1 protein-coding gene is annotated in these 19,708 nt (G+C 41.4%); it reads right to left on the minus strand.

Annotation, left to right across the window (positions count from 1 at the left end):
* Positions 1–75: 75 nt before the first annotated feature.
* Entirely contained in the window at positions 76–19,248 is a 19,173-nt protein-coding gene (locus QZ995_RS16610; protein ID WP_301808962.1) for a non-ribosomal peptide synthase/polyketide synthase, read from the minus strand.
* Positions 19,249–19,708 lie beyond the last annotated feature (460 nt).

Consider the following 19,708-nt stretch of genomic DNA (forward strand, 5'->3'; position numbering starts at 1 on the left):
TACAATGAGATAGAAGAAAGGAACTGGGAGTATTCCATGCTATGAAAACACCCAGTTCCACGTAAACTTTACTTCTTAATGGGATACCTTAACCTGATGTAGCAATTCCAAGATTTCAGTAATTAGATAGGCATGTTGTTTGGCATATTTCTTGTCAACCATTTCATGGTGCGTAGAAAAGCCCTGGTATTCCATATAGGTGCCCATCGTCGACTTCTTCCATTTTAGTTCCTCTTCCCGTTCAATCTCTTTTGCTAAAATGAGGTGAATGCTAGCTTCAACCATGCCGTCATTGATGATGGTATTGAGCAGTGCACCGTAATTCTCGATGTTTTGAACAATTTTGTTCCGTATGCTCGCTACCTTTAATATTTCATTCTCTTCTGCCGCTTTATCAATCAGTGCTACATTTTCGCGAATTTCTTCATCATTTACAAGCTGATAATCGGTCTGCCTTAGCGTATCTAAAAGAATGATTCCCCGAACGTGGCGACCTTTTTCTTCTAGTACTTTGGCAACCTCGAAGGCCAGATTACCCCCTGCTGAATACCCCATAAGTAGATAAGGACCCTCTGGTTGGATATTCAAAATGTGATCGACATATTCATTAATCAGATAGTCATGCGCGATAAAATCAAATGAATAGATCGAATAATCGCGAATCTCGCTTGCAATTTCTTTAAATGCAGCACCTAAACCAGCGATTGGCGGGAAGGCAAAGACGATTGGCTTTCCACCTTCATTTAGCAGGGTAACAGGAATTTCTTCATCCACCTGAACATATTGCACTACGGTCAGCTTCTCGGCTAATTGGCGAATGCTACGGTAGCGGAATACAAGCTGAAGTGGCATTTCTATCCCCATGTCTCTACTAATAGCGGAGACTAGCTGAACTGCTTTGAGAGAGTGTCCACCTAGCTCAAAGAAATCTGACTCTACACTGATTGGTTTGATACCAAGCACTTCTTCCCAGATAACTGCAAGCTTCTCCTCCATCTCAGTCTGCGGAGCGATGTACTCATTACCGATAACCATACTTTCTTCAGGTGCCGGTAAAGCCTTTTTGTCAATCTTACCGTTTATCATTAACGGCATGCTCTTTAGTTGAACAAAATAAGAAGGAATCATATAGGCAGGTAGAGTTTTTGCCAGTTGCTCTCGCAGCTCGGAAACCGTAATTGTCCGTTTCGCTTCAAAATAGGCACATAATTGATTTTGACCTGTTGTATCCTGAGTTACAGTCACTGCCGCCTCCGTAATATCTTCAAGCTCTAGAATATGAGATTCAACTTCGAGCAACTCGATACGGAAGCCACGAACTTTGACTTGATCATCAATCCGGCCTAAAAACTCAATGTTTCCATCAGGAAGCAATCTGGCTAAATCACCTGTTTTGTATATCTTTTCACCTGAAACAAATGGGTTCGTAATAAACTTCTCTGCCGTCAAATCAGGACGATTGAGATAACCGCGGGCAAGCCCTACCCCTCCAATGCATAACTCTCCCGGCACTCCAATAGGCTGGAGCTGATTTGCTTGATTCAGGATATAGATTTGTGTATTTGCTACTGGACGTCCGATTGGTAGTGCCTCATCGAGTCGTTCCTCTACAACCCATTCTGTTGATTGAATAGTAGTCTCTGTCGGACCATATGCATTGATGAAACGAACATAATCTCTCCATGCTTTGGCTACTCCAGGTGTCAAAGCAGAGCCACCTGTTGAGACAAAACGAAGTGAAATGAGTCTTTCTGGGTTGACTACACTAGCAAATGCTCCAGGTATTTCTGCTACTGTTATTAGGTGTTTATTGATAAATCTCTCATACAAAGCAGGGTCTTGAGTTGTTTCCTTGGTCGGGATGTATAGCTCCGCCCCATTGTGCAATGCCAAGAAGATTTCCATGATGGATGGATCAAATGACTGACTTGTGAATTGAATGATTCGGTCTTGCTCGCTCACACCATATTCTGCTTGAATATGATCTAATAGGTTAACCACTCCGCGATGCTCTAGCATGACACCTTTCGGCTTACCTGTTGTGCCGGATGTATAGATGATATAGGCAAGATTCCTTGGTGAAGCTGGCAATGTTAAATTTTGTGGTTCCCCTTGGTACAGAGACTGGTCATGTAATGGAATAACCTCAAGGCTGTCAGAAATGTTGGCTGGTACGTCTATGGTTGTATGCGTAAGCAGAATTTGTGCTTGACTGTCTTCGAGAATAAAACGAATCCGCTCCATTGGATATGCTGGATCGATTGGGACATAAACACCATTCGCTTTGAGAACAGCTAGAATTGCAATATACATTTCAAGTGAGCGGTCAGCCATAATTGCTACGTTATCCTCCGCCTTTATCCCTTTTGCAACCAATACACGAGCCAATTGATTTGCTTTTTCGTTCAACTCCTGATAAGTCAAAGCTTGTCCTTCATAATAGAGAGCTCTATTAGCTGGATGTAATTCTGCTTGAGCTTCAAAGAGCTGATGAATCGTCTTATCAGATTGGAAATCCCTGTTTGTATCATTAAATTTTGTTACCAATTGATATTTTTCCTTATCTGTCACCATGTCTATATCAGCTAAAATGACGTGAGGGTTCTTACTAATTGCACGGAGTACCTGTGTAAAATGGTCTGCGAAACGTTCCATACTTTCACGCTTAAACAATTTCGTGCAATAGTTTAGATCAACACCAATCCCTTCTTCTGATTCATGAGCAGTTACAGTAAGGTCAAAGGTCGCCATGTTCTGCTTGGTTTCATATAAGGAAACTTTAGCTTCACCAAAGGCTAATCCACTTTCCGGACCATCCATATTTTGTAGAGTAAACATAACATCAAAGAGTTGATTACGGCTCATGTCACGTTTGAGGTTTAGTTTTTCTATCAGCTCTTCAAATGGATAGTCTTGGTTTTCATAGGCATGAAGCGCTGTGTCTTTTATCTCAGCTAAGAAGGTTGAAAAACGCTTATCGGCTTCTGGGAACCCACGCATGACTAACGTTCCTACAAACATCCCGACAATTTGTTGTAGATCAGTATGTGGGCGTCCAGCGATCGGGCTTCCGATAAGAATGTCATTTTGACCACTGTATTTGGCAAGGGTAACCTGTAATGCTGCTAGTAATACCATATACATAGTCGTACCGGTCTCCATTGCCAGTTGCCGCAGAGCGCTTGATAGCTCCTTGTCCACAGTAAATGGAATATTGTCACCATCATAGCTATACACAGGAGGTCTTGGATAATCTGTCGGCATTTGGAGAACTGGCAAGTCGCCGGAAAGATTCTCAAGCCAATACAGCTCTTGCTTCTGCATTGCATCCGATGTAAACATTTTTTGTTGCCACCTAGCAAAATCCTTATATTGGATGGATAATGCAGGCAGTTCTTCTCCTGCATAAATTCTAGCTAGCTCTGTGAGTATGATACTCATTGAAACCCCGTCAGAAATGCTATGGTGCATATCAAGCAATAAAAGATGTTCCTTATCCTTATAAGTGACAAGGTGCGCTCTCAAAAGCGGTGCTTGATTCAGATCAAAAGGTTGTGTAAATGTCGAGACGATTTGATTGCACTCATTCTCTGATCCTACTGTATGAACCAAATGGAACACGGCAGATTCATGAACAATCTGTCTCATTTGTCCATCTGTCCAGTCAAACGATGTCCGCAAGCTTTCATGACGATTGATTAGTTCTCGTAATGAGTTTTCCAGTCGAGCAGCTTCAATATCACCTGAAAGCCTCAAGGCCATAGGCATATTGTAGCTCAGTTCAGCTCCTTCCAACTGTGTGAGGATAAGTAAGCGTTTTTGAGCGGAAGAGACTGGATAACTTTCTGCTGTCTCCACTGGGTTTATTTCCTCATAGACACTCTTCTGTCCTTGACTGATTAGTGTTGCCATTTCTTCGAGTTTTGTGTGTTTAAAAATCTCACGAAGAGATGTCTCTGTTTCGAATTCTTTATGAATCTTCGAGAGGAGTATAGTCGCTTTTAATGAATGCCCTCCCAGTGCAAAGAAGTCATCAAGGACACTGATTCGTTCTACACCCAATACCTCTTGCCAAATCGTAACTAGCTTAGATTCAATTTCATTGCGTGGTGCTACATAAACTGCTCCTGTGTCTACATTTTTGTCTGGTTTTGGCAGACTGCGCTTATCGATTTTCCCGTTTATTGTCACAGGCATTTTATCCAATTTAATGAAGAATGCCGGAATCATATAGGAAGGCAGGCTTTGCTCAAGATAGTGACGCAATTGAGTAATGGCTATGCTATTCGTGCTGACAAAATAAGCGCATAAATCAGTTTGCCCTCTCTCATCTGTAAGGGCAAGGACGACCGCTTCAGTGATGTCCTCATGTGATAGCAAGTGGGCTTCAATTTCTCCCAGCTCTATTCTAAAGCCACGAACCTTTACCTGATCATCTACGCGGCCAAGATACTCAATATTTCCATCAGGAAGCCATCTTGCCAAGTCGCCTGTTCGATACATTTTTTCGCCAGGAACAAATGGATTGTCTACAAACTTTTCACGTGTTAGCTCGGGACGATTGAGATAGCCCCGCGCCAGCCCAACTCCGCTGATGCAAAGTTCTCCCGGAATGCCAATCGGCTGCAATTGGTAATCGACTCCAACAATGTAGATTTGGGTATTATTGACTGGACGCCCGATCGGCAAGATTCCATCTGCTCTTTCTTCTGTTACCCAGCCTGTTGCTTGGATAGACGCTTCAGTTGGCCCATAAGCATTGACGTATACTGTCCGGTCTTTCCATGCTTGAACGAGATCGGCAGTGATTGCAGAACCGCCCGTAAATAAAAGGCGCAAGGATGTTATGTTGTCAGGATTTACATGTACGAGGAAGACAGGCGGTAAGGCTGCCACTGTAATGTGGTGACGGTTTACGTAATCTTCAAACAAGGCAGGGTCTTGAGTCGTCTCCTTCTTAGGTACGTACAACGTTGCTCCATTTAACAAGCAAGCAAAAATTTCTTTAACAGATGCATCAAAAGAAGGACTAACATATTGTAATACGCGATCTTCCTGATACATGCCGTAATGATCAAAAATATGCTGCTTTAGCTTAACAACCCCGTGATGCTCCAGCATTACACCTTTTGGTTTTCCTGTTGTTCCAGATGTATAGATGACATATGCTAGATCAGTTGGTGTAATTGATAGCTTGAGATTAGCAGTATCTCCCTGATACAGCCTGTCATCTGTAAGCTCTACAATTTTTCCCTGATACGCAGCGATATCCATATGAACGGATTCAAGTAAATGACTTTGTGTCAACAGAACCTTAGCTTGGCTATCTTCTAGGACATATGCGATTCTCTCGCCTGGATAAGATGGATCAATTGGTAAGTAGGCTCCTCCAGCTTTTAGAACGGCCATAATCGCAACAATCATTTCGATGCTTTTGTCTGTCAGAACTGCAACAATTTGATCTGTTCCTACTCCAAGTACAACTAATTCTCGTGCTAACTGGTTTGCCTTATCATTTAACTCTTGATACGTTAGCTGATCACCCTCAAAGTAAACAGCAGGATGATTTGGATGTTTCATGACCAGCTCTTCAAAAATTTGCGGAATCGTCTTGTCTTTTTCAAATGGAGCCTGTGTATCGTTACATTCTACTAGTAATTTTTGTCTTTCTTCAGCAGTAACAATGTCTATTTCACTAACTTTACTAGATGGATCTGCTAGAATGCTTTGGGCGATTTGTTTCAGATTAGCTGCAATGCCCTCCATCATTTGCTTGTTGTAGACATGTGCGTTGTACATAAACTTAATATAAAGCTGTTCGCCAGGTCCCACTGCTATATTAAAATCGTAGTTGGTTTGCTCATATACCTCCATTTGCTGGAAGTCAATTTCTACCTTTTTAGCTAAATGAATATGGTTATCCTCTGCCGGAGTCGGATAATTCTCAAAAGCAATCAAATGATCAAGCAAGCCCTGGCGTAATTCACTTGTGGATTGAATCTCAGCAAGTGAGAGATAGTCATAATCAGCAGAAGTAAGGGCATCTTCTTGTACCTGCTGCAATACTTGAGTAAATTTTTTCTCTGCATCTAGTTGTATGCGAACAGGAATGGAATTGATAAATAAACCGACCATTTGTTCAATTCCTGTAACATTAGCATTCCGGCCAGAGACCACAGCACCGAATATCACATCATTGGTACGATTGTATCGAGCTAACAATATACCCCAGATCGTTTGGAATACACTGTTTAAAGTGGTTTGGTATTGCTTGGCTATCTGCTCTAAACCGCTTGTCATAGCTTTATCGAAGCAAAACTCATATAATTCTGTCTGGTATTCTACAGCTTCAGCCTTTCTTTCCTTTGGTATTGTAGCCAGTTGTTCGTATCCTGCCACATATTCCTTCCAATACGAGATTGCTTCTGCTTTATCTTGTTTTTCCAGCCAATTGATGTAGTCACTATACGGATAAACCGGACCAAGTGATAACGGAAGATCATTAAGCAGAGAATGATACGTATGAATAAATTCTCCCATGATAATCGGTATGCTCCAACCATCTGTAAGAATATGATGGAAGCTTAAAATCATGAGATATTCCTCTGCCGCCGTTTGCAGGATAGCCAATCGAATGAGCCTGTCACTAGATAGCTTAAACCCGCGTTCTTTATCCTGTTGTTTAAAGCTCTCCATATGCTTCAGTCGATCCTCTTGAGCGAGAGCAGAGATATCTTCAAAGTGAACAGTGGCTTTACGCTCATTAAGAACTATTTGCAGTGGACGTGTCAGGTCTTTTTGCACAAATATGGAACGTAACAAATCGTAGCGTTGAATGATCGAATTGAAAGCTTGTTCCATTTTGGAAATATCCATATGCCCTGATAACGGTAAGCTGTATTGCTCCACATACATAGAGGTATTTGTATCTAGGTTTGCATGGAATAACATTCCTTCTTGCATGGGGGAAAGTGGATATAGCTTGCTGATTTCATTGGTTTCCAATTCGGATAGTACATAAGTGCGAATGGTATCCCACTCTTCCATAGATAGACCTGCATAACCTAAGTCAGAAGGAGTTAATTCAGTTGTTGCTTGGCTCGTGCAATGCTTAATGATGAGAAGGAGGTTTGATGTGAATGCTTCGATTAGCTTTTCAATACTCTCCTTCTGGAAGGCAAGATGGTTATACACAAATGACAATTGCAGCTTGCCTCCAACGGCAGCGCCAGTAATATCGATTAATTGCTCCCGATTCATCTCTGGATTTACAAGGCAACCTCTTGACATTTTTGAAATGGTAAATACTTCTGTTGTTACTTCTTGGTCAAACTGGCCTAAGTAATTAAAACTTATCTCTGGTTGCAGGGCAAACGACATATCTAACTTTTGATCTACTGGGGTCAAATACTTGAGTATGCCGTAGCCAATTCCTTTATTAGGAATTTTGCGTAAGGTTTCTTTGACCTGCTTTATTCCGTATGAAATGTCTGACACCTTAGACATAGGTAGCAGGACTGGGAAGGCAGATGTAAACCAGCCGATTGTTCGATTGATGTCTATCTCCTCCATGATATCCTCGCGGCCGTGACCCTCCAGTAAGATCGCTATATCATTTTTTGATGTCCACTCTTTAAGCGTTATCCCAAGCGCTGTTAGCAGGATGTCGTTCATCTCAGTACGATAGGCACGATGCACATCTGTTAATAAAAGAGCTGTATCTTTCTCGGAAAGTTCCATTGATAGAGTAGAACTATCCTTCATACGGTTATAACTAGTTATGAAATCAGTAGGGATCGGATCAATGCTTGTTTGTTCTAATTGATTCCAATAACTCTTCTCTCTAAGCAGCTCCTTGCTTGTAGAGTAGTTCTCTAATCGTTTTGCCCATTCTTGTAACGAAACGGTCTTCGCAGGGAAAACAATTGGCTCCCCATTCTGTGCCTGCTCATAACCTGTCGTAAAATCCTCCAGTAAGATACGCCATGAAACACCGTCAATTACGAGATGGTGAATGGCGATCAGAAGATGATCACCTTCTGCAGTTTTGAATAAGCCTAATTTGATTAACGGCCCTTGATGCAGCAAGCCCATACTGCTTTGAATGCGATTTGCCTCTTGTTCAATCCGTGCAGCCACTTGTTCTTCGTTTAATTCCTCCAACAAATCGATAACTTCCATAGTGAAAGAGGATTCTGTATCACTGATTCCTCGATTTACTTGCTTTGCAATATCGTTTGAAGGGAAGGAATAGGCCATACGTAACGCATCGTGATGATGGACAATTTGGGTAAATACCTGACGAACATGCTCTACGTTAAATCCTTCCGGTCGGAAGAGGAAGTTCGCTTGGTTAAAATGATGCAAGCTTGTACTGTGTTCCGTGAATAACCAGCGTTGGATTGGTGTCAGCGGTACGTCTCCTTCAATTGATCCTTGATCGAAGGTTTGAGTGCCTGCCTTTACATACGAACTTAGCTCTGCAATCGTCGGATTTTTAAACAAATCGCTAATTACCAGTCTTTGACCTTCCTTATGCAGGCGGGAAGAAATTTGAATCGCCTTGATTGAATCTCCGCCTATTTCAAAGAAGTTATCATGAATACTGATCTGTTCTATTCCTAGGACGGCTTGCCAGATGCTTGCAAGCGTTGATTCTATTTCATTTCGTGGCGCTACGTATTCCCTGCCAGTTGAATTTGATGTAGCTGGCTTTGGTAATCGTTTTTTATCAACTTTTCCGTTTACCGATACCGGTAGGCTATCTAGCTGCACAAAGTATGCTGGAATCATGTAAGAAGGCAAATGTTGTCCAATTTGCTGTCTTATATCAGCTATATTGATTTCATGATCAGCAACGATATATGCACATAAATCGGGCTGTCCCTCTTCATTCGTAAAGGCGACTACTACCGCTGCATGTATCTCTTCAAGAGAAAGCAATTGTGCTTCAATTTCGCCTAATTCAATGCGGTAGCCGCGTATTTTTACCTGATCGTCTATCCGTCCAAAATATTCGATCATTCCGTCAGGTAGCCATCTTACTAGGTCTCCTGTTTTGTACATGCGTTCGCCTTCTGCAAATGGATGCTCAATAAACACTTTATCGGTAAGCTCTGGTTTATTGAGATAGCCGCGGGCTAAACCTGCTCCGCTAATGCATAATTCGCCTAATACACCAATCGCTTGCAACTGGTTCTGCGTATTAAGAACGTAGGCTTTCGTATTTGGAATTGGGCGACCAATCGGCAAAGCCTCATCTTCACGATCTGTACCAATCCATGTAGTCGCTATAACAGACGATTCAGTAGGTCCATAGGCGTTCATATAAGTCGTCCGATTCTTCCAAGTAGCTACAATTTCATTATTCGATGCAGAACCGCCCGTTAGCAGGAGACGCATCGATGATAATTTGTTCGGCTCCACGTTGCCGATATATACAGGTGGAATTAAGCCTATTGTAATTTGGTGAGCCTCTACATAGTCCCCAAAAGCAACAGGATCGTATATTGTATCTTGAGTTGGAATGTATAAAGTTGCTCCTGTTAGTAAGCTAATCATGATCTCCCACACAGATACATCGAAAGAAGAGCTTGCAAATTGCACGATACGATCGTCAATGCCAATGTCAAAGTCTGATTGGTAATAGGTTTTCAAGCTAATAATTCCATGGTGCTCAACCATAACTCCTTTTGGTTTGCCGGTAGTACCTGAAGTATAGATCACGTAAGCTAGGTCTGTTGGTGAAGCTTGTATGTCTACATTAGCTACTTCACCCCGATAGAGTTTTTCGTCCTCTATATCGAGGATATAACCATCAAAAGGCACTTTGTCCATAAGATGCTTCTGTGTAAGCAGAACCCTTGCATTGCTGTCCTCCAGCATATATTGAATGCGATCTGCCGGATAGACAGGATCAATTGGTACATACGCGCCGCCAGCCTTGAGTACGGCTATAATCGATACAATCATCTCCAGAGATCGATTTGTCATGATCGCGACAATTTTGTCCTTCTCTATCCCTTTTCTCAGTAACAGGCGTGCCAGTTGATTTGCTTTTTCATTTAATTCCTGATAAGTGAGCTGTTTCCCCTCAAAATAAACGGCTGCCTGCTCTGGTGACAAGGCTGCTTGTTTATCAAAGAGCTGCTGTATGGTTGCTTGGGTATCGAACTCTCTGTCAGTATCATTAAACGCGAAGAGAAGCTGTTCTTTTTCTGCTGCTGTGACCATGTCAATTTGAGAAATTGGAATATCGAGATTATCGACAATGGAACGCAATACTTGAACGAAGTGTCCTGCTAAACGATCAATGGTGTCTTTTCTAAATAATTTCGTGCTGTAGTTTAAGTAGCAATTGATCTCTTCTCCTACTTCAAAAGCCGCTAATGTAATATCAAATTTAGCTAGATTGAAGATGGCTTCGTAAGGAGTTGTTGCAACCCCATCTAGTTTCAGCATTTCATTGCCGACGTTTTGTAAGGCAAACATAACGTCAAATAACGGATTGCGGCTCATGTCACGATTAACATCAAGCTTTTCCACGAGTTCTTCAAACGGATAATCTTGATTTTCAAACGCTTGCAAAGTGCTTTCTTTTACTTCATTAAGATAGCTGGCAAATGTCTTTTCGTAAGCGGGGAATCCTCTCATGGCAAGTGTTCCAACAAACATTCCGATAGTTTCCTCAACATCAGCATGTTGTCTGCCTGCCACTGGGCTTCCCACAATAATTTCTTCTTGTCCACTGTATTTAGCAAGCAAGACCTGGAACGCTGCAAGAAGAAGCATATACATTGTTGTACCCGTTTGTGAGGTAATATGTTGAAGGCCATTGGTCAATTCAGCATCGATGTTAAACGAAACAATGTCTCCTTCAAAGTTTTGGATAGATGGTCTAGCATAATCTGTCGGCATTTGAAGTGTCGGTATTTCTCCTTCAAATGTTTTTAGCCAATAAGCCTCTTGCTTTTGCATCATATCGGTCTGATATAGCTCTTGTTGCCATGCCGCAAAGTCCTTGTATTGAATTCGTTGACTTGGTAGCTTTTCCCCGGCATACAGCTTCGATAGCTCACGTAGTAAGATGTTTGTGGAGACACCATCTGAGATGATATGGTGCATATCAATCATGAGGATATGCTCATCTTCCTCTAAAGTGACTAATTCCACTCTAAATAACGGAGCTTTATTTAGATCAAAAGGTCTAATAAATGACTGCACTGTACTAGCTACGGCTTTTTCATGAGTTGAAGGATCGGTGAACAGCTCCTTGCGAGACATGTTGAAATCAACATATGGATGGATAATTTGTACAGGCTCCCCATCAATCCAATCAAACGAAGTACGCAGACTTTCGTGACGTTGTACCAGATTTTTGCATGCTTCTTCCAGTCGATACCGGTCGATATAGCCACTTAATTTGTATACAACAGGCATATTGTAGGCTAAGTCTGCACCTTGCATTTGGGCAATAATTAACACGCGCTTCTGTGCAGAGGACACAGAATAATAATGGCTTGGCTTAATCGGTTGTATTTCCGAATAATGAGACTTCTGTGTATTTGCAATGAGTGTTGCCAATGAATCTATGGTTTTATATTGGAACAGATCACGCAATGCAATTTGTACATCGCATTCTTTGTGCAATCTAGATGCAAGAATGGTAGCCTTGAGAGAATGTCCGCCGAGTTCAAAGAAATCATCATGAATTCCGATAGGACTGATGCCAAGCAATTCCTGCCATATTGAAACCAGCTTTTCTTCTAATTTTGTGCGTGGAGCAATATATTCAGCAGTTTTCCCAATGAATTCGTCTTTAGGTAGCGCTTTTCTGTCAATTTTACCGTTTGGAGAAAGCGGCATTTTTTCAAGCTGAATAAATCGCGCTGGAATAAAGTAGCTAGGCAGGTCATTTGCTAAAAAGTCTCGCAATTCAGTGGAGTCTATCTCTTTGATAGCTACAAAATAGGCACACAGATATTTTTCTCCTTGATTGTCTTCGCTTGCAATCACAACGGTTTCCTTTATCCCCTCGAAAGCCAATATCTGGGTTTCGATCTCGCCAAGCTCTATGCGGAAGCCCCGAATTTTCACCTGATGATCGATACGCCCCAAATATTCAATATTTCCATCCGGCATCCATCGTGCAAGGTCCCCTGTTCGATACATTCGTTCTCCGCTTACATACGGATTAGAAACAAATTTTTCAACTGTTAGCTCCGGTCGATTCAAATAACCGCGTGCTAATTGTACCCCGCCAATGCAAAGTTCACCTGCTACTCCTACAGGCTGGAGCTGATTTTCTTTACTGACAATGTATAGCTGTGTATTATCAATCGGTTTTCCGATCGGTACAGTATCGATTTTCTCTTCTACGGAGCATTCAAATACCGAAACGTCTACAGTAGCCTCTGTTGGTCCGTATAAATTCACTAATTTGGTCTGGTACGTATTGTGAAGAAGCGATTGGAAACGTTCTACATGCGCGGCTTGCAATGCCTCACCAGAAGCAAAGACCGTACGCAAGCTTGCCAGTCTTTCGATTTCCGATACGTGTAAATTGATATGCTCCAGGAAGGCATGAAGCATCGACGGTACAAAATGCATGGTAGTCACACGCCGGTGTTCAATTGCATTTACAATAGTAGACGAATCTTTTTCTCCTTCTGGTATGAGGAAGCACACCTTGGCTCCTACAAATGCCCACCAGAACATTTCCCATACAGAAACGTCGAAGGTAAACGGAGTCTTTTGCAAGATGACATCATTTTCAGTGAGCGGATAAGCTTTCTGCATCCAGAGCAGGCGATTAAGCACAGACGTATGTTCAATCATGGCGCCTTTTGGTTTACCTGTCGAACCGGATGTATAGATAACATAAGCCAGATCGTTCGCTTGATTCACATGCTCTAAATTGGTGTTGTCTGTGTGATATGCAGCAGGTTGATCTATCTCGATGACAAGACCGTTAAAATCGACTAGTCCATTGTATTGTGACTGGGTTAATAAAATTTGTGCCTTACTGTCTTCCAGCGTAAATTCCAAACGATCCTGTGGATGCTTCGGATCTAGCGGCAGATAAGCTCCTCCTGCCTTCAAAATACCCAAAATACCGATTATCATCTCAAAGGAGCGATCAAGCATGATTCCTACAATACTATTCGGTGTTACACCATTCGCTCGTAGTGTTCGAGCTAGCTGATTCGTACGCTCATGTAACATACGATAGGTCAATTCTTCATTCTCAAAATAAACAGCAGTATTGTCAGGAATTCTAGCAACAGTCTCCTCAAATAGCTGATGAATCGTCTTATGACGTGGGTAATCTGCTGTTGTTTGATTAAATTCATGAAGAATCTGATGTTTTTCAGCCTCAGATAAGATATTGATACTGCCTAGCTTCATTTCTGGCTGGGAAACAACCGCACGTGCCAATTCTGTCAAGTGGGAAGCTATGCTTTCTACAAGCTGAGGCGCATAGATTTGTTCGTTGTATCTAAAATTTACATACAGTTGATCATAAGGGGCAACGAGCACATTAAAATCATAGTTCGTCTGCTCAAATACCTCCATCCTTGCAAACTCAAAGTCCAATCTCCGCTGATTGGAGGACACTTGTTCTTTGTCAGGCGTTGGATAGTTTTCAAAGACGAGAAGATGGTCTAATAATCCTTGCTTTAAAGAGCTCATAGCCTGTATTTCAGCAAGTGATAAATAATCGAATTGAGACGCAGCAGTTCCGCGTTCTTTTACCTGTTGTAATAACTCAGTAAAGCTTATTTCGGCAAATGGCTGCACGCGTACAGGTATCGTATTGATAAATAAGCCTACGATTTGTTCAATACCTTGTATATCTGCGTTTCGGCCAGAGACGACAGCGCCAAAAACAACATCGTCTACTCCGTTATAACGCCCTAAAAGAATGCCCCATAGGCTTTGGAACACATTGTTTAATGTAGTATGATGTTGTTTTGCTAACCGTTCTAGTCCAAGCGTCGTCTCTTTATCAAAATGGAAAAGATGGTTAGCTTGAACGTAGTCTCTCGCTTTCTGCGAGCGCCATTTCGGTAGAGTAGCTAGCTGCTCATATCCGAGAAGCTCATTTTTCCAATAAGTAAGAGCATCTTCTTTGTCTTGCTTCTCCAACCATTCAATATAGTCGCTATATGGATAAACAGCATGAAGCTGAATTGCTGTATGGTTCAGCAGGGAATGGTACGTACGTATCAGTTCATCCAATACGAGAACAAAGCACCAGCCGTCCATTATGATATGATGGAAGCTCACGAACAGTTGATAGGTGTTCTCCCCTGTTTTTAACACCGCAAGGCGAAGGAGTACGTCCTTAGTGATTGCAAAGCCTTTCTGCTTATCCTTCTCTTTGTAGGAATCAAGATATGATTGCTGGTTTACCTCGTCTAAATGAGAAATGTCTTCAAACTGGATGGTTGTTTTCCGCTCCTGCAAAACAACCTGTACCGGGCGTTTCAGTTCCTGATGGACGAACACAGTTCGGAGTACATCATAGCGAGCTAGTACCGCGTTTAAACTTTGTTCCAGAAGAGCTAGGTCAAGGGTACCATGAAGCGGGATTCCATTTTGCTCAAAATATGCGGGACTGTCAGGCTGCAATTCAGAATGAAATAGCATACCTTCCTGCATGGGTGACAGCGGATATATTTTGCTGATGCTTGTCTGTCCGATCATCTCTTGCAAGATTGCTTGAATACTTTCGAATTCCTCGATAGAAAGATTTTGAGCCCCTACATCAGATGGAGTCAGCTCGCTTGCCGTTTTTGTTACGCAATGATCAACAAGCTGTAGCAAATTTGTCTTAAACTGTTCGGCAATGTGTTGAATAGTCGATTCATGGTATGCGTGATGATTGTAGGTGAAAATCATTTGCAGCTTACCGTCGAAAATGCCACCATTACATTCTAGTAATTGATTACGCACAAAGTATGGACTGATGGAATCACCGTTAGACATCTGCGAAGAAGTGAACACCTCTGTAGCAGTGTCTTGATCGAATTGCCCTAAATAGTTAAAGCTAATCTGCGGCTGCAACGCAAATGACATTGATTCAGTATGCTCTTTCGGGGTTATATATTGTAAGATACCGTAACCGATACCCTTATTTGGGATGCTTCTCAATGCTTCTTTCGTAAGCTTAATTTGTTTCGACAATTCATCTTCTTTGATTGGCAGAATAACCGGATATGCAGATGTAAACCAGCCAATCGTACGAGTAACATCCATGTTTGCAATGATATCTTCACGACCATGTCCTTCGAGTAATAGGAGTACGTTCTCTTCTCCTGTCCAGTTTTTCACGGTGAAACCTAATGCAGTCAATAAGAGGTCATTGATTTCAGTGTGATAAGCATGGTGTACATCTTTTAATAGCTGTTTAGTCTGTTGTGGAGTAAGTTCAATGTGAATATCCGAGCTATCCTTTTTGAGATTATTTGTTATAGGTCCGTCAGTTGGTAAAGGCTGAATTGCGGTTTGCTCCAACTTTCTCCAATAAGGTATTTCTTTAAGAAACGCCTTGCTTGCCGCATAGGATTGCAACTGATTCGACCATTCTTTAAACGAGATTGTTTTTGATGGAAGCAAGAGAGCTTCTCCTCTAGCTGCTTGGCTATAACCTGTTGATAAGTCCTCTAATAAAATACGCCACGAGACTCCATCTATAACCAAATGATGAATCACGATCAATAAATGATCTCCTGAAGCGGTTTTAAACAAACCTACCTTAACCAACGGCCCCCGATTTTCGAGATCGATGCTTGTTTGAAGACGATCAGCATGCTGTTTCATTTGATCTTTTATAACTGATTCGTTTGTTTTATCGGTCAAATCAATTATTTCAAAATCAAAGCGATCAGTAGTGAATGCTTGATTTACCTGCTGAATGCTTTCATTTTCCAGAGTAGAATAGGTCATTCGTAATGCATCATGGTGCTCGATGATACGCTCAAACACCTTTCTAATGATTTCAGCATCAAAACCCTCTGCCCGATACAGCATATTAGCTTGATTAAAATGATGTCTATTATTTCTTTGATTATGGAAGAACCAATGCTGAATCGGAGTAAGAGGAACATCACCTACCACCATGCCCTGATCATAGGAGTTTTTCACTACCTTGACGTATTTGCTTAGCTCGGCGATAGATAGATGCTTAAATATATCGCGCATTTCCACTTTTAAACCGTCTTTATGCAGACGTGCTGAAATTTGAATGGCTTTAATCGAGTCTCCGCCGATCTCAAAAAAGTTGTCCATAATGCTGATGCGCTCTACCCCGAGAACTTTTTCCCATGCGCTGGCGAGTAATTCCTCGACCTCATTTCGAGGTGCCACATATGGCAAGCCAGTATGGAGCGTTCCCTCTGGTTTTGGAAGAGCCTTCTTGTCAATCTTGCCGTTTACAGTAAGCGGCATTTCGTCAAGCTGCATAAACGTAGAAGGAATCATGTAAGCTGGCAGATTTTTACCAATGGATTGCCGCAACTCCAGAATGCTCATTTCTCGTGTAGCCACAAAGTAGGCACATAGGTCAGTCTGGCCATTATCGTTGGTAAACGAGATGACGGTAGTTTGAACAACCTCTTCGATTTCTAGCATTTGTGCTTCAATCTCTAGTAGTTCAATACGGTAGCCACGAATCTTTACCTGATCGTCCATACGTCCCAGATATTCTAGGTTGCCATCTGGCATCCACCTTACCAGGTCACCTGTTTTATAGATTTTTTCACCAGTTTTAAATGGATGAGCGATAAATTTTTCTTGGGTTAACTCAGGGCGGTTAAGGTAACCGCGCGCTAACCCCACCCCGCCTATGCATAATTCTCCGGCTACGCCAACTGGCTGCAGTTGATGCTCGGAGTTGAGAACGTACACCTGAACATTATCAATCGGCTTACCAATAGAGATCATGCCGTCTTCTCGCTCTTCAGCAAGCCATGCCGTTGCCTGAACGGACGCCTCTGTGGGACCGTATGCATTTACATACATCACACGATTTTTCCAAGTGCGCACCATTTCTAATGTCGTTGCAGAGCCACCTGTAAATAAGAGGCGTAAGGAACGAAGCTTGTCTGCATTTATATGAACAGCAAAGATAGGCGGCAATACGGCCACTGTGATTTGATGATTACTCAAATAGCTTTCATATAGGGCTGGATCTTGTGTTGTTTCCTTGGTCGGAATATACAAGGTAGCACCGTGTAGCAAGCACATGAAGATTTCTTTTACAGATACGTCAAAAGAGGAGCTAGCATATTGAATGACTCGATCCAGTTTGCAGAGTCCATATTGTGTAGAAAGGAATTGTTGTAAATTAACAATTCCGCGATGCTCAACCATAACACCCTTCGGCTTACCTGTTGTTCCGGAAGTGTAGATGACATAAGCAAGATCAGTCGCTTGCACTGCCCATGTAGGATTAGAAGGGTTTCCAACGAAAAGATTCTCATCATCCAGCTCTAGGATGTGTCCGTCAAACGAGATATCTTTTACATATTGTTTTTGAGCAAGCAGAATATTGGTTTCACTATCCTGCAGCATGTAAGAAATACGCTCTGATGGATGCACAGGATCTATGGCAACATAGGCTCCCCCTGCTTTAAGAATAGCTAAAATGGAAACAATCATTTCCACAGAACGGTCTGCGAGTATGGCTACAAGCTGATCGGTGGTGACTCCCATATCACGAAGGCAACGGGATAGTCGGTTTGCTTTTTCATTTAATTCTTGGTACGTAAGCTTTGAACCCTCAAAGTAGACAGCTATCTGATCAGGGTTCATTGCCGCCTGCTCTTCAAAGAGTTGATGAATCGTTTTCTGTTGTGGGAATGGCTTCACAGTCTGATTGGATAAAGCAATAAGATTGTGTTTTTCCTCTTCCGAGAGCATTTCTAGCTCAGCAACCTTTTTCTCTGGGAATGAGATTGAATCCTGAGTTATGCGTAATAGATGATCTGCCAGTCTATTTATCTCATCCTCCGTATACATTTCCGTTACATAATCTATTTCAATAGTCAATAAGTCCTTGTCTTTATGCTCTTGAATATGTAAAGCAATCTCTTCTGTCATATGACCTACAAACAACTGTTCTGCCGTATAACGAACCCCCGCTATTTGTTCAAAATCGAGGATTTGATACCCGGCAAAAAGGCGAAACAGACTATTTACATGTGGATGCTTGTCACGAACCTTTTGCATGACTTGATCATATGGATATTTCTGGTGACGAAATAATTTATTCTGCTTCTTGGCTACATCCCGAATAAACGTAAGAACATCTTGTTCGGGATTACCTTGAAACCTGAACGGCATTGTACTAACTAGCATACCAACCATATCTTTTTCTTTACGCTGTGTCCGATTATTGCAGGTTGTACCGATGGTGATGTCTGTTTGTCCTGTCAAACGATACACATAGGCGTGAAACATCGACATAAATAACGTGAAAATACTAATATTATTTTCCGAGCAAAATCGTTGTGCCTGATCTCGTAATTCCTGTGGCACTATGATTCTTTTTCTTTTTGCTTTCGTACTTACTGAATAAGCGTCATAAGCTTTAAACCCGGTAAATTCCGGTAAAGTAGCAAACTCCTCATGCCAAAATTCTCGATCTTTTTGGAAACGCACTGAGCTTATGTACTTTTCCTCATCATGAATAAAATCGATAAAAGAAGCTGGTACATGCATGTTTTGAGAGTTTAATACATCTGTACCGGCAAGCAATTCCGTATAGATGGAAATAATATGATTCACAATGTGAACGTAAGCCATGCCGTCCGTAATGATGTGATGAGTTTTTAGATAAATATACCCTTCCTGCTCACTGAACTTAATGACGGAAGATTCGAATAATTGTTCGTTTAAAAGCTTAAATGGTATTTCAAATCTTTCTTTAGCCCAAGAGTAGAGCTCGTCCTCATTCATTTTGTCACTAAAATCTAAGATGGGCGGTGCCTCTTCTCGATAAGGTGCAATAAACTGCCTTGGTTCATTGGTCTGAGAATCCAGCATAATGCGTAGGCGAATAGAATCATTCATTTGAATAAATGTTTGGATTGCTTTTTGCAACAGGGTGTAGTCTAGCTTTTCTGCTTGCAGCCTAATGAGACCCCCGATGTTTGAAATACTGGTGTTAGGAAAAAATTCCTCTGTAAACCAGATACGTTTCTGGGAGTGAGTGAGCGGAAAGATCTGTCCGTGGTTGAGCATCCCAATTTTTCCTCCTACTAGAATTTAGTGTAAGTATTTGTTAATAAGTTGTGTTTTTACAATTGTATCATTATTTTTTAAAGTGAAATTATCAATATTCTGTCTTTTCATTCTGTTTTTTATTACCAAATTATCAAGTAAAAGTAATAATAAATATCTAAAATAACAGAAAAGTTAAAAAATAAAAACCTTGAAATACGAAATGATGAAGGCTTATTATGGATGGCAGTCTTCAAGTTTATAATTAGTAAAAGAATTATTTGCTACTTTAGAGCATAAAACAATCAAAGTCCTTATTATATCTGTCTATGATTTTAAAGCTTACGAGCTAATCCTGATTCAATTCTCTCCCCTCATTTTCTTGTCCTATAAATGATAGGGTTTTCCTTACAATAATCAAAAAGACTTATCTAGCGTACCTTTTTACAAAATAGTAGATTAAAAAACAAGAATCCAATAT

Origin of the sequence: Brevibacillus laterosporus, assembly GCF_030489605.1 — a bacterium.
GTDB classification, from domain to species: Bacteria; Bacillota; Bacilli; order Brevibacillales; family Brevibacillaceae; genus Brevibacillus_B; species Brevibacillus_B laterosporus_E.